The 17,347-nt window shown below is 35.8% G+C and carries 12 protein-coding genes; all 12 read left to right on the top strand.

Annotated features, from left to right (window positions below; all coding sequences use genetic code 11):
* The first annotated feature begins 24 nt into the window (after nt 1-24).
* The 12 genes from BM121_RS03400 (at nt 25) to BM121_RS03350 (ending at nt 17,257) form a co-directional block, all read left to right on the top strand.
* The gene (locus BM121_RS03400; protein WP_091481112.1) at nt 25-432 is read left to right on the top strand and encodes a VOC family protein; all 408 of its coding nucleotides are present in this window, start codon (nt 25-27) and stop codon (nt 430-432) included.
* A 233-nt stretch (nt 433-665) separates the two neighbouring features.
* Nucleotides 666-956 carry a hypothetical protein gene (locus BM121_RS03395; RefSeq protein ID WP_091481109.1) on the top strand — a complete coding sequence of 97 codons (291 nt, stop codon included), beginning with the start codon at nt 666-668 and terminating at the stop codon, nt 954-956.
* A gap of 182 nt (nt 957-1,138) precedes the next feature.
* Entirely contained in the window at nt 1,139-2,512 is a 1,374-nt protein-coding gene (locus BM121_RS03390; RefSeq protein ID WP_091481107.1) for a multi antimicrobial extrusion protein MatE, read from the top strand.
* A gap of 707 nt (nt 2,513-3,219) precedes the next feature.
* Nucleotides 3,220-4,185: a LacI family DNA-binding transcriptional regulator gene (locus BM121_RS03385; RefSeq protein WP_091481105.1), complete on the top strand. Its 966-nt coding sequence runs from the start codon at nt 3,220-3,222 to the stop codon at nt 4,183-4,185.
* A gap of 153 nt (nt 4,186-4,338) precedes the next feature.
* Nucleotides 4,339-5,655, top strand: coding sequence for an ABC transporter substrate-binding protein (locus tag BM121_RS03380; protein ID WP_091481102.1), 1,317 nt, complete (start codon nt 4,339-4,341; stop codon nt 5,653-5,655).
* Nucleotides 5,656-5,721: 66 nt separating this feature from the next.
* Nucleotides 5,722-6,627, top strand: a complete 906-nt coding sequence (locus BM121_RS03375) for a carbohydrate ABC transporter permease (protein WP_091481101.1) — start codon at nt 5,722-5,724, stop codon at nt 6,625-6,627.
* Nucleotides 6,624-7,466: a carbohydrate ABC transporter permease gene (locus BM121_RS03370; RefSeq protein ID WP_091481099.1), complete on the top strand. Its 843-nt coding sequence runs from the start codon at nt 6,624-6,626 to the stop codon at nt 7,464-7,466. The genes BM121_RS03375 and BM121_RS03370 overlap by 4 nt, the downstream gene beginning before the upstream one ends.
* 13 nt (nt 7,467-7,479) lie before the next feature.
* The gene (locus tag BM121_RS03365; RefSeq protein WP_091481097.1) at nt 7,480-9,690 is read left to right on the top strand and encodes a glycoside hydrolase family 32 protein; all 2,211 of its coding nucleotides are present in this window, start codon (nt 7,480-7,482) and stop codon (nt 9,688-9,690) included.
* A 2-nt stretch (nt 9,691-9,692) separates the two neighbouring features.
* Nucleotides 9,693-11,192, top strand: coding sequence for a glycoside hydrolase family 32 protein (locus BM121_RS03360; protein ID WP_091481094.1), 1,500 nt, complete (start codon nt 9,693-9,695; stop codon nt 11,190-11,192).
* 501 nt (nt 11,193-11,693) lie between these two features.
* Nucleotides 11,694-11,849 carry a glycoside hydrolase family 32 protein gene (locus BM121_RS21735; RefSeq protein WP_139220239.1) on the top strand — a complete coding sequence of 52 codons (156 nt, stop codon included), beginning with the start codon at nt 11,694-11,696 and terminating at the stop codon, nt 11,847-11,849.
* Between the two features lie 398 nt (nt 11,850-12,247).
* Nucleotides 12,248-13,219 (top strand): LacI family DNA-binding transcriptional regulator, encoded by a 972-nt coding sequence (locus BM121_RS03355; protein WP_091481091.1) that lies wholly within the window; start codon nt 12,248-12,250, stop codon nt 13,217-13,219.
* A 252-nt stretch (nt 13,220-13,471) separates the two neighbouring features.
* Nucleotides 13,472-17,257: a GH32 C-terminal domain-containing protein gene (locus tag BM121_RS03350; RefSeq protein ID WP_245780716.1), complete on the top strand. Its 3,786-nt coding sequence runs from the start codon at nt 13,472-13,474 to the stop codon at nt 17,255-17,257.
* Nucleotides 17,258-17,347: the final 90 nt, after the last annotated feature.

Raw genomic sequence — 17,347 nt, 5'->3', positions numbered from 1 at the left:
TATGTTAGTAAAGGAGGAGAAAAGATGATTAAAGGCATTGGTCATACCGCATTTACCGTTCAAAATATGGAGAAGTCATTAGAGTTTTATTGTGATCATTTGGGTTTTAAAAAGCTGTTTGAATTACATAATCAAGATAATGAGCCATGGATTATATATTTAAAAGTTTGTGAAGGACAATTTATAGAATTGTTCTATGGCGGAAAGAAACGAAATAACATAGATGGTGAGACCATTGGTTATAATCATTTGTGTTTAGAAGTAGACGATATAAATGAAATTGCAGGTCACTTAAAAGGAAAGGGTTTAACACTAGATGTCGAACCACAGCAAGGATTAGATTTAAACCATCAATGTTGGGTTAAAGACCCAGATGGTAACCGAATCGAATTCATGCAACTACATCCAGACTCTCCGCAATTAAATAAATAATTATATTTGGACAAAAACCTGAAAATGCTCGGCATCTTCAAGTTTTTGTGACATCACACCATAAACTTATCCGAATAGCTTGTCATCATTATTATTTGCAACATTGATTACGTTATTCCCACTTTATATGGATTTTGTTCAACTGTTATTTGGAAATTGAATAATTGTATAAAAATCCACGTTTAATAAAAAGCTATTACTGTTCCTAAATTTTAAGAAAGGGAATGATGATAATGGGTGTAACGAATAGGATATTGGCGGCAGGCGCAGCTGGTGCAGCGATTTATGGAATTACAAGAGGTGTTCAAAACGGAACTTTTCAGCGATTACCTGAAACCATTAATAATGCATTGAACAACAATGGCCAAATGCAACAGTTTACGCAGCCGATACGAAATATGGTAAATCAAAACCAAAACCAAAGCCAAAATCAAAATATGATGCAACCAACTAATGCAGTACAAAATGCTGTTCAGACATTTGCTGAAGATGACAATAATAACTCTGTTATGTATGAACAGTAATTCTTCATATTTAGGTTAAGTGATAATGAAAAAGCCCCTTATGGAATGAAACTGTATTCTGTAAGGGGTTTTTTTAGCTTGGAGATAAACTTCTTCCTGAGGTTAAAGGTTCTAATAACTAGCATTATTTTTTTAATTATTCTATGATGTGTTATAAACCTTACTTTAGGAAGTGTTAAGTAATGAACAAAGAGAAAGCGATTCCAAAAAGTGACTATGATCAAGTTACATTTCGTACTCTTCTTTATTTTTTTATTCCATTAGGCTTATCGGCAAGCTTAGTGACGATTTCACACGTTATTATAAACAGTACACTGGCCCGTGCGCCAGAACCAGCCGTTGTTATTGCCAGTTATTCTGTAGCAATGAGTCTATTTGGGTTATTGGAACGCTGTGCAGTCATATTACGGCAAACGTGTTCCACTTTAGTACGAGATAAGATTTCCTACAAATTAATGAAAAATGCCACGTTGTATGTGTTGTCAGCTATTTTTTTGCTGAGTCTTATCCTAGCCTATTCACCTTTAGGCAAAGGCTTTTTTTCAGTATTGCTTGGCGTCAGTGATCGAATGCTTGAACCAACGTTGAATGCCTACCGCGTGCTGATGTTCGTTACCATTTTTTCAGGCATTCGTTGTTTGTATCAAGGTGTAATTATATCGAATTTGAAAACCAAATGGCTGACAATTGGAATGTTTGTACGACTTATAATTATGGCTTTTTTGGCTTGGCTTTTACTTAGGAATGGTTGGGTTAACCATGGCTACATAGGTGCTTATATCTTTTTAGCTGGTATGGCCATTGAGGCACTTGTCAGTGTTCTGGAAGGAAGATTGATTGTTAGGGAATTACCGCAAAAAAAGGAGGAACATAGGATTTTTCAACAATCACAGATTTTTCGCTTTTATAGTCCTTTAATGGTGGCATCATTAATTGCAGTTAGTGTTACTCCAACGATAAATGCTGTTCTTGGTTGGAGTACGAAGGCGGAAATTGCAATTGCTTCTTATGCTGTTGCTTTGTCTGTAGTACATTTGTTGAACAGTATTGCCTCTTATATTCATCAAATTGTTATCAATTTTTATCAACAAGACCAACGATCTGTCATCCGTTTTACTGTTATCATGAGCTTGATTCCTAGCTTAATGTTAACGGTTTTTGCTTATTCTCCTGTCGGTGTATGGATATTTCAACATATTATCGGAGTTTCTGGAGAACTGCTTGATCATAGTATTTTAGCATTACGCTTTTTTGTTCTCTTTACACTCTGTTTTCCGTGGATTGATTTTGCCAATGGGATACTCATGATTAGAAATAAAACAAAGGTCATGTCATTTTCACAAACTGGAAACGTTGTTGCGGCAGTGACGGCATTGTTTATCCTTATTTATGTTTTTCCTAGTGGTGGCGGATCGATTGGAGCATTGGCGCAATCTATTGGCTTTTTAATAGAATTGATCATTTTGTTATTATTTTTAAATGCTACATCTGAAAATCCAAAGTGGATGAAGTTCTTAAAAGTGTTTACCAGAAGGAAAAAAGCCTATGTAAACTAGTCGGAATTGTGAAGGAAGAATGTTCTATGATTTGAATTGGCATGAAGCTAATTATCACTGGAGATGAGATGTTTGAGAAAAGAAGGTGAACCCACCTAAGAAGAAAAAAGGAATGGTTTCTAGTGATAAAACAATCAACGGACATTTATTCCGTATAATCTTCTAAAATACCTATTTTAAAAGATTATACGGAGATCCATTCCGCCATTTAACGGAACAAATGTCCGCTTACTAAGACACTGAATCCCTTATAGGGTTTACTTGCCTTCATCAGTACACTAGCATTGCATACAAAGCCTTTGCAGATTTAGTTAAGGAGGTAACCGCTTACCTTTTCTTATTGTATAATAGCTTTATGTTGGAGGAACCGAGAAGTACTAGCACAATTTAAAGATTTTCTAGATTATTTTAATGTGAGGGGAAAGCGTAAGCAAGCTAGAAACTTTATACGCAGCTTCTTTTTTAGATTGCTAGTAAAGCGAAAATGGCCAGTATGGCAACCTGCATACAATATAGGAAAAGAATCAGAAAAACCTTCTAATTCCCTCTCATCTCTATTATTTGCGTATTGGTTAAAAATGTCGCCTTTTTCACCATAGCTCGGAATAGATAGAACCATGAACAAAAAAATTGATTATGGAAACATACCTTTTCTAAAAATAGAGAAACGTTTTCATTTATGGTATGCTTTTATTTGAGGTGATACTATGGCAACGATAAAAGATGTTGCGAAGCTAGCTGGTGTAGGGATTAGCACGGCTTCGCGAGTTATTAATAAATCTGGATATGTGAGTGAAAGTACAAAAATAAAAGTCCAAGATGCAATTAATAAATTAGGATATGTTCCCAATGAAACGGCTAGAGCATTTGTGACGCAAAATAGTAAAATTGTGGCACTATTTTTACCGTCCATTCATCATGCCTTTTTCTCGGAACTTGCTTATTATATTGAAGATGCACTAGATAAAAACGGTTACAAAATGCTTTTATGTAATTCTACCGGCAACATTCAAAAAGAGTTGAGTTACATCAGTATGCTTAAACAGAACAAAGTTTCTGGTATTATCGGGATTTCTTATAACGAAATTGAAAGTGAAATTCATAATTCTATGCCGATTGTGTTGGTAGATCGCCATATTGGTACAATTCCTTATGTATCCAGTGACAATTACGGTGGAGGAAAAATCGCTTTTCAAGTATTAAAGGACACGGGGTGTCAGCATCTTGCTTATATTGGATCTTATTCAAACAGCGTACTAACAGAAGTTGAGAAACGGCAAAAAGGGTTTGAAGATGCAGCAAAAGAAGATGGAATGGATTATATTATTTATACAGAACAAGACCCGATAGAAGACCAAACAGCATTTTTAAAGCGATTTCTATCTCAATATAAAAACGTAAATGGGGTTTTTGCTGAAAATGATCTTATGGCATTGGAGCTTTTTGAACTGGCAAAGGAACAAAATATTAAAGTTCCTGAAGAGCTGTCTATAATAGGGTATGATGGCATTAAAGTTTATGAAGTGTTAAAATCAAAACTTTCATCGATTAGACAACCAGTAGAAGTAATGGGAAGAAGTTTGGTGGAATTATTAATCAAAAGAGTAAATGGTTCTTATGTAACGCCAGTAATACACCCGGTTGAATTTGTAAAAGGGGAAACAACGCGTTAATGGAAAAATATTAAAATACGGATTGACAATATGAAGGGGATTATATATACTAACTTCAAAGATGGAAACATTTCCACATAACATTAAAAAGGGGTTAACCCCTTTTTAAATTTACTATTGTGGAAACGTTTCCTTATAAAAGGAGGAGAAGTTATGAAAAATATAATTAGTTTTCTGGTGATCCCCTTGATTTTCTTGGTATTAGCTGCTTGTTCTAATTCATCAAATAATGCTTCGGAAAACAGTGATGCAGAAGAGGATGTAAAAGAGTTGGAAGTATGGGTCCATGTTCCTGCTGATGAACCAGAAGGAGAAAACTATGATGTGAGAGCGAAAGAATTCGAAGAAGCTCATGAAAATGTAGACGTGACGGTAGAACATATCGTCAAAACAGGAGGAGGAAGCGGCTATAATGATCGGGTCAATGCAGCGATCACTACTCGAGAACTGCCAGATATTATCGCATTAGAGAGCGTATATGCTGCTTCGTATACGGATTCTGATATTCTTTTACCGCTCAATGAATATTTAGATCAAGCAACATTGGATTCATACCTAGATACCATTATTTCAGCTGGTAGTGTAGGAGATAATATTTACGCCTTGCAATCATTTGATTTATCATCACCTGTTTACTATAACGTCGATTTATTTGAAGAAGCGGGCATTAAGGTGCCGGCAGATGAAAATGGCAATTGGACGTTGGATTTAGCTTGGAGTTATGAAGAATTTTTAGAGAATGCGAGAAAGCTTAAAGATCACATGGGACAAGAACCTGTCCATATGTTTACAGAAAATAACGGTTGGCATATGTATGCCCATTCTCCTATTATTTTTTCCAATGATGCGAGAATGGTCGGAGAAAATGGTCTCGATACAGAGGGATATTTAGATAGCAATAATACAATGGAAGCATTACAATTCATAGACTCATTATTTAGAGATGGCATTGTAGCTTCCACAACAAGAGAAGACGCTTTTGCATTAGAGGAAGCGGCGATTAGTTTTGAAGGACCATGGATGGTGGATGTATTTCAAAATGAATATCCAGATTTAAATTGGTCGATCATGCCTTATCCGTATGGAAAAGATGGGCATCAATCAGCACCTCATGGCAGCTGGTATATCGCAGCAACGCAAAACACAGAGTATCCAGAACTGTCAGCTGAGCTAGTAGCGCATTTAACAAACAAAGATAGTGCGATCAAAATGGAAGAAGCGACTGGATTAATTCCAGGTCATAAAGAGTTGCTAGATTCATCCGAAACATATAGCGATTACCCGAGAAAGCTTATGTTAGATCAGTTAGTCAATACGAACCATCTTAAGCCAAAATCCCCCATTTTCCCAGTGTTGGAAGATGCACTTGGTGACATTATGGAAGGAATTGCATTAGATAATGGATCACTCGAAAGTCTTATCAATGATGCGAAGGAAAAAGTAGATCGTGAGGCAGATAGGTTTAAGTAAGGATTAGAAAATAGCAAGTGTAACGCTAAGTCGTACACTTGCTATCCCGTCAAAGGAGTATTTGTTATGCATAATATCAAGCAAAAGATAAAACAAAATAAAACTCTTGATTTTATTTTTAGTGGAAAAATATTATTTTTGCTTCCGGCTTTTGCGTTGATCAGTATCTTTGTTATTTATCCACTAATTTTAGCCGTTGGTTATTCTTTTACTGATTATTATTTGCTGAAACCAAATGATATATCTTTTGTTGGCTTTGATAACTACATGGAAATAGCTTATGACAAATATGCTAAGAAGGCTTTCTTTAATTCAGCGAAATACGTTATTTATATTGTGCCATTACAGGTTATTTTATCTTTATTTTTGGCCACGCTGATTGCGAAAAAGTCCAAAACGAACACACTTTTTCGAACGGCTTTCTTTTCACCGTATATTTTGTCTATTATCGTTGTTTCCTTATTGTGGAAAAACATCTTAGATCCCAATTCAGGAATTGTAAACGAATTTTTGGCTTCATTAGGCTTTGCAAAACAAGAGTTTTTCTCTGACCCAAATTTAGCACTCCCGACCATTTCCTTCATTATTCTTTGGCAAGGGATCAGTTTTCAGATGTTAATCTTAATGGCTGCTCTTCAGGATATACCATCTTCTCTTTATGAAGCAGCTTCTATGGAAGGGGCAAATGCTTGGCAGAAATTCAAACATATTACGCTTCCTAGTATAAAAGGTCAGGTCGTATTTGTACTAATTGTCGTGACCACAGGAACTTTTAAAATCATCATTGAACCTTTAGTTATAACAAATGGCGGACCGCAAGGCAGTACATCAAGTATTCTTTTATATATGTTTGAACAAGGAACAAGGTATCGTCAAATAGGTTATGCCAGTGCCATCACCGTCATTTTTGCCATCATATTGATTATGATTGCCTTTGTCCAAAGAAAGCTAGTAAAGGAGGAAGAAGGGTGAAAGGGATTACGGTCATTCGTTTATTAAAATATATCGTATTAATCGCCTTTGCTATTTTGTTCTTATTTCCCACTGTTTGGATGTTGGTAAGCAGTACAAAAACCGTGGTGGAAATTTCAGAAGAAATAGGTTCGATGCAAAGTTTTATACCGAATTTCAGTAATATTCAAAATTGGTTAATACCTTACCAAGAAATGTTTAGCCGATTTAATTTCTCGATCCATTTCTTTAACAGTGTTTATTACACTTTTATTATTGTATTCGGAAGCTTATTCGTTAATTCGTTGGCAGGGTATGCTTTAGCTGTATTTGATGTACCCTTTAAAAAGTTTATTACAGGCGCTTTAATTATTTTAATTATTTTTCCATTTCAATCTGTATTTATTCAAATTTTTATCATTATCAATCAATGGAATCTGACGAATACAGTTTGGGGATTAGCGCTTCCTCATATTGGAAGTGCCTTTTATATTTATCTGTTTATGGTGTTTTTTCAAAGAATCCCTAAAGAACTAAGGGAATCTGCCTATATAGATGGGGCATCTAATTGGAAGATATTTACCAAAATAGTGGTACCAATCTCCCGACCTATTTTTATGACCATTGGTATATTGGTTTTTGTCGGCGCGTGGAATGATTATGTTTGGCCGCTAATGGTTTTTACAGAAGAGAGTAAATATCCATTATCAGTTGCGGTAAATATTATGAATGAAACGAAGCCTGCTTATTTAAACCAAGTCATGGCAGGATTAACTGTCACCACCATTCCGATTCTATTAATCTTTATTTTGGGGCAAAAATACATTACTCCTCAGAATTCTTCATCTGGAATTAAATAATGAGAGGTGAGTTATGAGTTTAATATATGATCTACCTTTTCGTGAAGGAAAAGGTAATCAAACAAAAGAAGCAATTAGCGGCAATATATTACCCATTCATTATGTATTCAATCACGCAAAATATAAAGCAAGTTCTTCTCCTAATTGGGTGGAATCACCCGTATCTGGATATGCAGTGGACTTTGATGGATATTCCACTTATATCAAAGATCAACCTTTAGAAGTAAATGGGTCTTTTTCTATATCTGCCTTTCTTGCACCTCGGTGTTTTGAAGCATGTCACGGGGATGTACCTACTACCATAATCGATCAGATTAATCAGTCGAGTCAACAAGGATTCGCTTTAAGTATTTTTCGACACGGAGAAGTGCAATTCGAATTAGGAGATGGAAGAAATATTTATCGATTTAGAACCGATAGACAACTTGAATTGTTTACTAAATCTTTCCTAACGGTGACATATAACCAAGAAGAACTCTCCGTTATGATTTATATCAATGGAAAGAAGGAGCTTGAAAGTACTAACATAAAATATTTCCGTCCAGCTGATATCGCGTTATCCATCGGATTAAATAATCACCTATTTGAGATTAGTGAGGTGTTTAAAGGGGGCATGTTTGCTGGACTGATAGATTTTATAAAGGTATATGATCATGCACTGACAGATGAGGACATTCAAAAAGAATATGACAAAATACGTGACAAGCGATCAGTGCCATTAGAAGATATCGATCTCGATGAACAAAAACTATTAGATGATGTGCATCGTCCTCAATATCATGCCATTCCTCCGCAACATTGGATGAATGAGCCGCATGCCCCTTTTTACTATAAAGGGAAATATCACTTATTCTATCAAAAAAATGCATCTGGTCCTTATTTTTCCCATTTACATTGGGGGCATTGGACGAGTGATGATTTAGTATTTTGGCAAAATGAAAAAACGGCTCTCTTTCCGCAAAAGGGAGAATTGTCGCCATCAGGTGTATGGTCTGGCTCTGCAACTATAGGGCCCAATAACAAGCCTTATCTTTTCTACACCTTTGCTAATTTAAACAAAAAATACAATCAAGGTGTAGCGATTGCTCGTCCTGAAAATGTTGAAGATACCCATTTAGTCGATTGGAAAATGAAACCACAAGGAGCTATCTATCAAACCGACCAACAAGGAATCCCTTCACAATTTCGAGATCCATTTGTTTGGAAAGATGAAACAGAAGAAAAATGGTATTTGATCATTGGAGGCGGTGTGAAAGATAAGGGACCTACAGTTTGGATATATACATCCACTGATTGTGAGCATTGGGATTTTAAAGGGGAATTATTTTCAGTAGATAGTAGCCTATATCCATACCTCGGAACCAATTGGGAGCTCCCAGTTTTATTACCAGTACGTGATCAGCAGGGGCAAGTGAAGTATGCCTTTATTTTTATGAGTTTCTTTGATGATGAATCGAAATATGAAGTGGATACTTATTATTATTTAGGAGAATTCGATAAGCAAAAAGCCCAATTTATCCCGGATACAATAGAGCCGGAATTAATGGATTACGGTCGATTTAAATTTAGCGGTCCAAGTGGATTTGTGGATCCTGTTACGAATAAAACGATTGTTTTCTCCATTCTTCAAGGAGATCGAGAGGAACAAGAAGAATATGAAGCAGGATGGGCTCATCATGCAGGCCTGCCAATTGAGTTATTCTTGGAGAATCAGGCATTACGTATCCAACCTTTAGAAAATTTAGCTTCATTAAGAGAAGAGCTGTTAATCCATGAAAGCAATAAATCTATTGAAGAAGTCAATCATAAAGTGAAAAATATTCAGGATAAAATGCTAGAGATCATGATTGAATTTGAAGAAACCGAGAATCTAGTTGGACTCGAGTTAAAGAAGGATCCCGCTAATCAAGAAAAAACAAAGCTGCTTTTTGACAAAGCAAACGATAGGGTTTGGCTGGATAGAACGGAAAGCAGAAAGGATAAAGAGGGTGACATTCAAGGCGGATCACTAAAACTGGATGAAGGTTTTAAAGCCCATATTTTTATTGATCATTCTGCGATGGAATGTTATTTGAATCAGAAAAAAATGATATCCAGCAGAGCCTACCCCGTATCATCCAATAGTGATTACTTGTCTATTGTTGGTAACACTGATATTAGAATTAAATCAATCAAAATTTTCAGACTTCAATCTATTTGGAAACAGAAAGAAATGAGTGATTAGATATGACAATAAATACAAAAAATACAAACGAGACTTATCGACATCATTATCATCTAATGCCGGAATATGGCTGGATGAATGATCCTAACGGCTTTTCATTTTTTAACAATAGCTATCATCTATTTTATCAGTATTATCCATATGATACTGTATGGGGGCCAATGCATTGGGCTCACGCCGTTAGTGATGATTTAATAAAGTGGGATCATGAAAAAATCGCTTTAAGACCTGATAAAAGTTATGACAAAAATGGTGTTTTCTCAGGATCAGGGCTTCAAGTAGGGAATGAACATTGGCTTTATTATACCGGGCATAATGATTCTTTCCTGGATTTTTTATATGATCAAAATTTGAAAAAGAAAGAGGGGGTGATAGAAAGCGAAGAAATTGTTTCTCCTATTAGACAGGTTCAATGTTTAGCTAAGTCAGCGGATGGTATAACATACGAAAAATATGAACATAATCCTGTCATTTCCTCCCAACAAGTTCCTTCCAACATAAGATTGGAAGATTTTCGAGATCCAAAAGTTTGGGAGCACCATGATCAATTTTATATGATAGTTGGTGCAAAGAGTCATGAGAATGTTGGACATGTTTTATTCTATTGTTCCAATGATGGCGTTACATGGGAATATTTAAATCAACTCTCACTAGGTCCAGAGTATGGAACAGCATGGGAATGCCCGGATTTATTTGAATTAGATGGAAAACATGTATTGATTTTTTCACCTCAAGAAATTCCGCGTATCGGCTATCGCTATGAAAATATTCATTCTACGATGGCTTTAATCGGTGAGTTCGATTATGAGACAGGTGAATTCATAGTGGAAAACGAACAGGAACTGGATAAAGGTTTCGACTTTTACGCTCCGCAAACTACCTTGTCAGAAGAAGGAAAACGGGTGATGATTGCTTGGATGAATATGTGGGACATGGAATATCCTTTACATGAACTAGGACATAGTTGGAATGGTTCCATGACACTGCCCCGAGAACTATTGCTAAAAGATGGAAAGCTTATTCAAAAACCTTATCATACGATAGACAAGTATAGAGAGGAAAGGATAGAGTGGAGTCATTTTAGTATAAAGGATTACTTTGAGAACGATAAATTACGCGGGAATTGTAAGAAAATGGAGATTAAATTTTGTATGAATGATAGTGATTATTTTAATATGGAATTTTTTAAAGGGGACCGAGAAAAATTATTGTTAAGCTTTGATAAATCTAGAAATGAAATAGTCCTAGATCGTCGAAATGCTCAATTCCCTATTAAAAATACGGCGATTCATAATGATTTTACGAGAAGCCATTCTATAGATTTAAGCCAAAAAGTTAAGCTAAACATTTTTTTAGATGTTTCTTCGATTGAAATTTTTGTGAATGATGGAGAACACGTATTTACTTCGTTATTCTTTTCAAAAGAATTAGGAGAGCAAGTGTTGCTTCATTCAGAAGGCCATACACATATTGATAAATTGATTAAGTGGGAACTTAGATAGCCATAAAATTAAAGAGGGAGTAGAAGGTAGCTTCCTCTTTATGAATAGGTTTGGGTAATACGGGTTAATCAAAATAAAAGCGTTTTATGAAAAGAAAAAATGGCCAAACAGATTAGTATATGTTTTTTGATAATCTTGCTTTATGGGAGTCATTGGATGATCTCAGGAGATATACCGGATGTAAAAGCTGCCAATACCATTACAAACCCAGGATTTGAAACAGGAGACTTGTCAGCTTAGGAAATCGTCGATGGAACAGCTTTTACTGACACAGATATCAGCTCGAAATCAGAATATTGGGATAAACAATCCTTTATGGCTCACAGCAACAGTTACACCATCTCATGGACATATTAACAGTGATGTTGTAAATGCTCCTGTGCATCCCCCCTGAGAAAAATAAGATATCACCGATGCCAATTTTGAAAGTGGAGATTTAACAGGCTGGCAAATCATGAGTAGAGATGGGATTGCTCCTTCAATCACGAAGGAGAGTATCATTTGCGGAGTTTTTGGGGACAAAGCCAGAGTTTGGCATATAGTACGGATAAAGGAAGAACTTGGTATATATATTTAGGTAATCCTGTCATTCATAATACTGAAAATCTCCCAGTATTTAGAGGTCCAAAAGTATTCTGGCATGAAAGTTCAAGTTAATGGGTGATGTTACTAGCCGCAGAAAATGATGCACAAGAACAGTTTGTCACTAACTTCTGCTGTTTGGCGAGCAACATCCCCAACTTGAATTCCATTTGGACCATTTGAACGATAAACAAAAATCCCCTTAGATGTAGCATGGTCACCATTTTCCGTTTGAGGTTGCCTCTGTTTAAATTACTATTAAGGTGAAAAATATTGAATTTTTGGATACAAAAGTTACCAAAACTATTTTAAATATTTTTAATTAGAAACGTATTTTAGTGGATAAAGAATAACAGTTAATAAAAAACTTACTCAAAATATTTTACACTCTCAAATAATCATTGTATGATCATAAAAAAGAATGATTTGGACTAGTATAATTCTTTAATATTTATTTTCAAGGAGAAACACACATGACCATTAAGCTAAATGATGTTGCTGAAGTTGCAGGTGTATCACCCACAACTGTCTCACGTGTTATAAATAATCGCGGGTATATTAGTGAGAAAACAAAACAAAAAGTTGAAAGCGCTATGAAGGAATTAAGTTACTATCCAAATGATGTAGCTAGATCATTATATAAAAAAAGAACCTATTTAGTAGGTTTGATCATTCCGGATATTTCGAATCCTTTCTATGGTGAGTTATCTTTAGCTATAGAAGGAATTTGTTCCGATGTGGGTTATAGAGTGATTTTATGTAACAGTCTTGGCCAACCGGAAAAAGAAGAAGCGTATTCCGTTATGCTGATAAGAAACCAAGTAGATGGTATTATTGTTTGTTCATACAATCGAGATGTTGAGACGTATAAGAAGTCAAATCTCCCGATAGTAGCCATTGATCATTACCTTGCTGAGACGATACCAGTCGTGGGATCAGATAATTATGAAGGAGGTAAAATGGCAGTTCAACATTTGATTGAACGTGGGTGTAAATCTATTATTCATATTAATGGACCTGCTGAACTGGAGACACCAACTCAGTTAAGAAGAAAAGCATACGAAGATTTAATCAAAAAACCTATAACATATGTAGTAAAAAGTCCCTTCGATGAAGAAGAAATCATCCAAACAATCAAAAAAATATTTAACGAATATCCTGAAACAGATGGTATCTTTGCTAGTGATGACTTGATGGCAGCAAGCTGTTTGCAAATTGCTGAGGAAATGAATATTGAAGTACCTAAGCAGCTGAAAATTGTTGGTTATGATGGTACTTCCACTGTAAACAGGTTATTACCACAGTTGACTACGATTAAGCAGCCAATAGAAGATATTGCTTCAACAGCTGTATCGCAAATGATGGAGCTTATTAAGCATCCAGATAAAGAGCTTCACAGGGAAACTTTTCTATCACCTCAGATCATCATAAATAAAACGACATAAGGGCCTTTATAGTTCAACTAATGGCTTATTTTCTATGTGTCAACCGGTTGACAATTGAAAACGCTTACTTTATTATTGGTTTTATAATAAAGTAAGACCCTGATTTAAGCATAATGTCAACCGGTTGACATTATAAAAAAACTTATTGCGAAAGTTATTGTTAAATCAAAATGTCAAGGAGGTGAATATTTAAGAAAAACATGGCTGACCAATAATCCGAATAAATCTTTCTTTTGGAAAGGAGTTTTGTTGATGAATCATACATTAAATGAAAAGGTTGTTTTTCGTTTGCTTTTCTTAATTGTAACAGGACTAATAATCACTAAATTGATCTATATGGAAGCATTGGCAACAGAGCAAGTAGTAAATACAAATGAAGATAAGGAGGTTTCTGTGATTAACGCAAACACAAATTTAGCTAATTGGATAGTGCATGGAGCAGGCACACTTGAAGACACAGAACAAGGATTAAAGCTTACATCCGAACCAAATGAGAATGTAATGGCGATTTCAAGTGTTCAATCAGAAGACTTTATTTATGAAGCAGATATAAAAATTTTGGACCAATCAGCAGACGCTACCTTGATTTTTCGATCTGGTGAAGATGGTAGGGATTCTTATATGGTTCAAATAGCTCCAGATTCAGGAATTATTCGACTTCGTGATGCTCGTGATGAAGGTAGATTAAAAGAAGAAACTCACGTAAATATTCAAGAAGGAGAAATCTATCATTTAAAAATAAAAGTAGTAGCAGATAATATTAAAGTATATTGGGAAGATCAATATACTCCAGTCATAGATTCTAATGTATCGCTCTATCATAACGGATATCTAGGACTAAATGTATGGAATGGCTCTGCATTATTTCAGAATGTAAAAGTGAGTGAAGTTACTACAAATTTAGGTTCAACTTTAGTTGAGGAAGGGAATTGGGAACCAAATATTAAAGGTTTAAAAGGACTAGCAGATGAGAACGAAATAGCTAAGAAAGCATATGAAACACAAGCAAGTGACTTTGTGTTAGAAGGTAATGTCTCTCTTGATGACGAACAAGCGGAGGCAGGTCTTACATTCCGTATGAATGAAGATGGGACTGACGGTTATCAAGCTATACTTATGAAGCATGGAGAGGAAATGGAAGTTCGGTTACAAAAAACAGATGGAACAGTGATTGGAAAATCTACACGAAGCTTTAAATCACCAAATGGTACTAAGCACCATTTGGAAATAATAGTGAATAAAGAGCAAATAACATTATATCTAGATGGTTATGCAGATCCCGCAGTACAAGTTACAGATAGCAGTTACTCGGATGGTTTAACAGGATTGACGGTTTTAAAAGGGGAAGCTTATTTTCAAGATGTCTATGTAGTTCCAACAAATAGTTATTACAAAGAAAATTATAGACCGGATTATCATTATACGCCAGCTCGAGGATCCGCCAGTGACCCGAATGGACTTGTATATTTCGAAGGTGAGTACCATCTCTTCCATCAAGATGGTGGTAAATGGGCGCATGCAGTTAGTGAAGATTTAATTCATTGGAAACATCTACCTATAGCTTTGCCGTGGAATGATTATGGGCATGTATGGTCAGGATCTGCAGTAGCAGACTTGCATAATGATTCGGGGCTTTTTACTGATTCTGGTGGCAAAGGATTGATAGCGTACTATACTTCTTTTAACCCTGATGCTCACAATGGAAATCAGCGAATTGGTCTTGCTTATAGTAAGGATAAAGGCCGTACATGGGAATATTCAACAGAACACCCGATTGTAATTGAAAATCCGGGGAAAAACGAGGAAGATCCAGGAGGCTGGGATTTTCGCGATCCGAAAGTAGTACGTGATGAAGCGAATGATCGTTGGATAATGGTTGTATCGGGCGGAGACCATATTCGATTCTTTACTTCTAAAGATCTTATTCAGTGGGAACATACAGATAACTTTGGCTATGGTGATTATATTCGTGGAGGAGTATGGGAATGTCCGGATCTTTTTGAACTGCAAGTCGAAGATACAAACGAGAAGAAATGGGTGCTTATGATCAGTACCGGGGCAAATCCGAATACTGAAGGTTCTGATGCAGAATATTTTATTGGAGAGTTGACACCAGATGGGAAATTCATCAATGACAACTCAGTTGGAGAGGAATTGAAGACAGATTATGGTAAAGAATTCTATGCTTCCATGTCGTTTGCCAATATGCCGGATAATCGCCGTGTAACGATGGCGTGGATGACAAATTGGGACTATCCATTTGATTTTCCAACAGAAGGATGGCAGGGTCAACTTACTATTCCAAGAGAATTACGGTTAATACAAACAGATGAAGGAATTAGACTTGCTCAAGCGCCGATTGAAGAATTACAAATGATTCGCAAAACAGTTTTTGAAACAGAGAATAAATATATAAAACCTGAAGATGCCTTGAACTTATTAAAAAAAGTAAACGAAGGATCCTATGAAATCGAAGCGGAGATTGAAATACCATCTAATAGTGACGTAACCGAGTTTGGTTTCCAACTTCGAGAGGGAACAGAAGAAAAAACTTTGGTCGGTTACAACATAACAGATAATTTAATGTTTATTGATCGTTCCAATTCAGGTTATACAGATTTCTCTAAACAATTTACAACTTTACATGAAGCTCCGCTACTACTAGAAAATAGACGCATTAAACTGAATATTTTTGTGGATAATGCGTCTGTTGAAGTGTTTGCGAACGATGGAAAATCAGTATTTTCTGATGTCATCTTTCCTAAAGCAACGAGTAGAGGAGTTAGCTTTTACACGGAAGACGGCGCTGTTAATATAGTGTCGCTTAAAGTCCATACACTTAATGATATCTGGAATCGAGATATAAATGAGAAAGCAAGTATCGTGACAAATACGAAAGAGATAGAGATGAATATTGGAGATACCCACTCAGTGTATGCAACGATTGATGGCAGTAAAGAGAATGAAATGCAGCCAATAAAATGGGAGGCATCAAATGCTGATATCGTAAAGATAGAATCTGTTAATAATCGTAATGCAGTAATCAAAGCACTAGGTGATGGAGAAGCAACTATTACAGCATCAACCCCAGATAAGAAAGTGTCTGAAGAGATTCATGTAAGCGTATACGATGGTGAGTTTCATACAAATCTTACAGGTTGGACTTCAGATATATCTGGTGCCACTTGGATTACTACGGAAGATGGGATACGAGGTTCGCATAACAGTGATGTTAATTACATGGCAAAAGAAAATGGAGGAAATTTTATATACGAAGCAGACATGATGCTTGATGAAGCTGGAGGAGCTGGATCCATACTATTCCGTGCAAGCAAAGATGGGAGGAGTGGATATTACTTTAACTTAGATCCTAATATGCAAGCTTTTCGTCTTTTTTATAAATTGGATGGACGTTTTGAAGAACGTATGATAATCAAGAAAGTCCCAGCATTTATTCAGCCTGGAAAAATATATAAAGTAAAAATTGAAGCAAATGGTCCACAGATTCGAATTAATGTAGGTGGTGAGAACATTATAAATATTAAAGATGGTACCTTTGCAGAAGGACACTTTGGGTTAAACGTATTCGGAGGGCGAGCTACTTATCAAAATGTGAAAATTAGTAATGTAACGGAAGCTGACTTAATGGAAACTTCCTTTATCAATTCTCATACTGGGCAATCCATCTATGCAGCTACTTCTAATAATGGTGAATTGGTTACAGTAGGAAAAGAAGATGAGCTGACAAATTGGACCTTAAATCCTACTGGAGATGAACACGACTCCTATTCAATAAGGAATGAAGATGGAAAAACTATCGATTTAGATACGGGCGAGAATAAAACTCAGCTATATGATTACCTCGGTTACGAGAATCAACGTTGGATAATAAAAGAAAACGAGAATGCAACTGTATCGATAATATCTGTTTTTAATAGTCAAGCAATGGAAGTAACAGAAGAAGGTGAATTAACGTTACAGGAATATGACCCATCGAAATTACATCAGCAGTGGACATTATCTTCAGAAGTAGATTAACTGGTAAGCAATAGGCTGAAAAGGGAGGTTGGTAAACTTCCCTTTTCTAAATTAATTTATCATGGCCTAACCGTCCGTAGTACCCTCAAT

Origin of the sequence: Gracilibacillus orientalis (genome assembly GCF_900114645.1) — a bacterium.
GTDB lineage: Bacteria > Bacillota > Bacilli > Bacillales > Amphibacillaceae > Gracilibacillus > Gracilibacillus orientalis.
This window is presented reverse-complemented; position numbering and strand designations above follow the sequence as displayed.

Bases quoted from the DNA above. Each gene is read 5' to 3' on its own strand.
- BM121_RS03400 (WP_091481112.1), top strand. From the start codon at position 25: ATGATTAAAGGCATTGGTCATACCGCATTTACCGTTCAAAATATGGAG.
- BM121_RS03395 (WP_091481109.1), top strand. From the start codon at position 666: ATGGGTGTAACGAATAGGATATTGGCGGCAGGCGCAGCTGGTGCAGCG.
- BM121_RS03390 (WP_091481107.1), top strand. From the start codon at position 1,139: ATGAACAAAGAGAAAGCGATTCCAAAAAGTGACTATGATCAAGTTACA.
- BM121_RS03385 (WP_091481105.1), top strand. From the start codon at position 3,220: ATGGCAACGATAAAAGATGTTGCGAAGCTAGCTGGTGTAGGGATTAGC.
- BM121_RS03380 (WP_091481102.1), top strand. From the start codon at position 4,339: ATGAAAAATATAATTAGTTTTCTGGTGATCCCCTTGATTTTCTTGGTA.
- BM121_RS03375 (WP_091481101.1), top strand. From the start codon at position 5,722: ATGCATAATATCAAGCAAAAGATAAAACAAAATAAAACTCTTGATTTT.
- BM121_RS03365 (WP_091481097.1), top strand. From the start codon at position 7,480: ATGAGTTTAATATATGATCTACCTTTTCGTGAAGGAAAAGGTAATCAA.
- BM121_RS03360 (WP_091481094.1), top strand. From the start codon at position 9,693: ATGACAATAAATACAAAAAATACAAACGAGACTTATCGACATCATTAT.
- BM121_RS03355 (WP_091481091.1), top strand. From the start codon at position 12,248: ATGACCATTAAGCTAAATGATGTTGCTGAAGTTGCAGGTGTATCACCC.
- BM121_RS03350 (WP_245780716.1), top strand. From the start codon at position 13,472: ATGAATCATACATTAAATGAAAAGGTTGTTTTTCGTTTGCTTTTCTTA.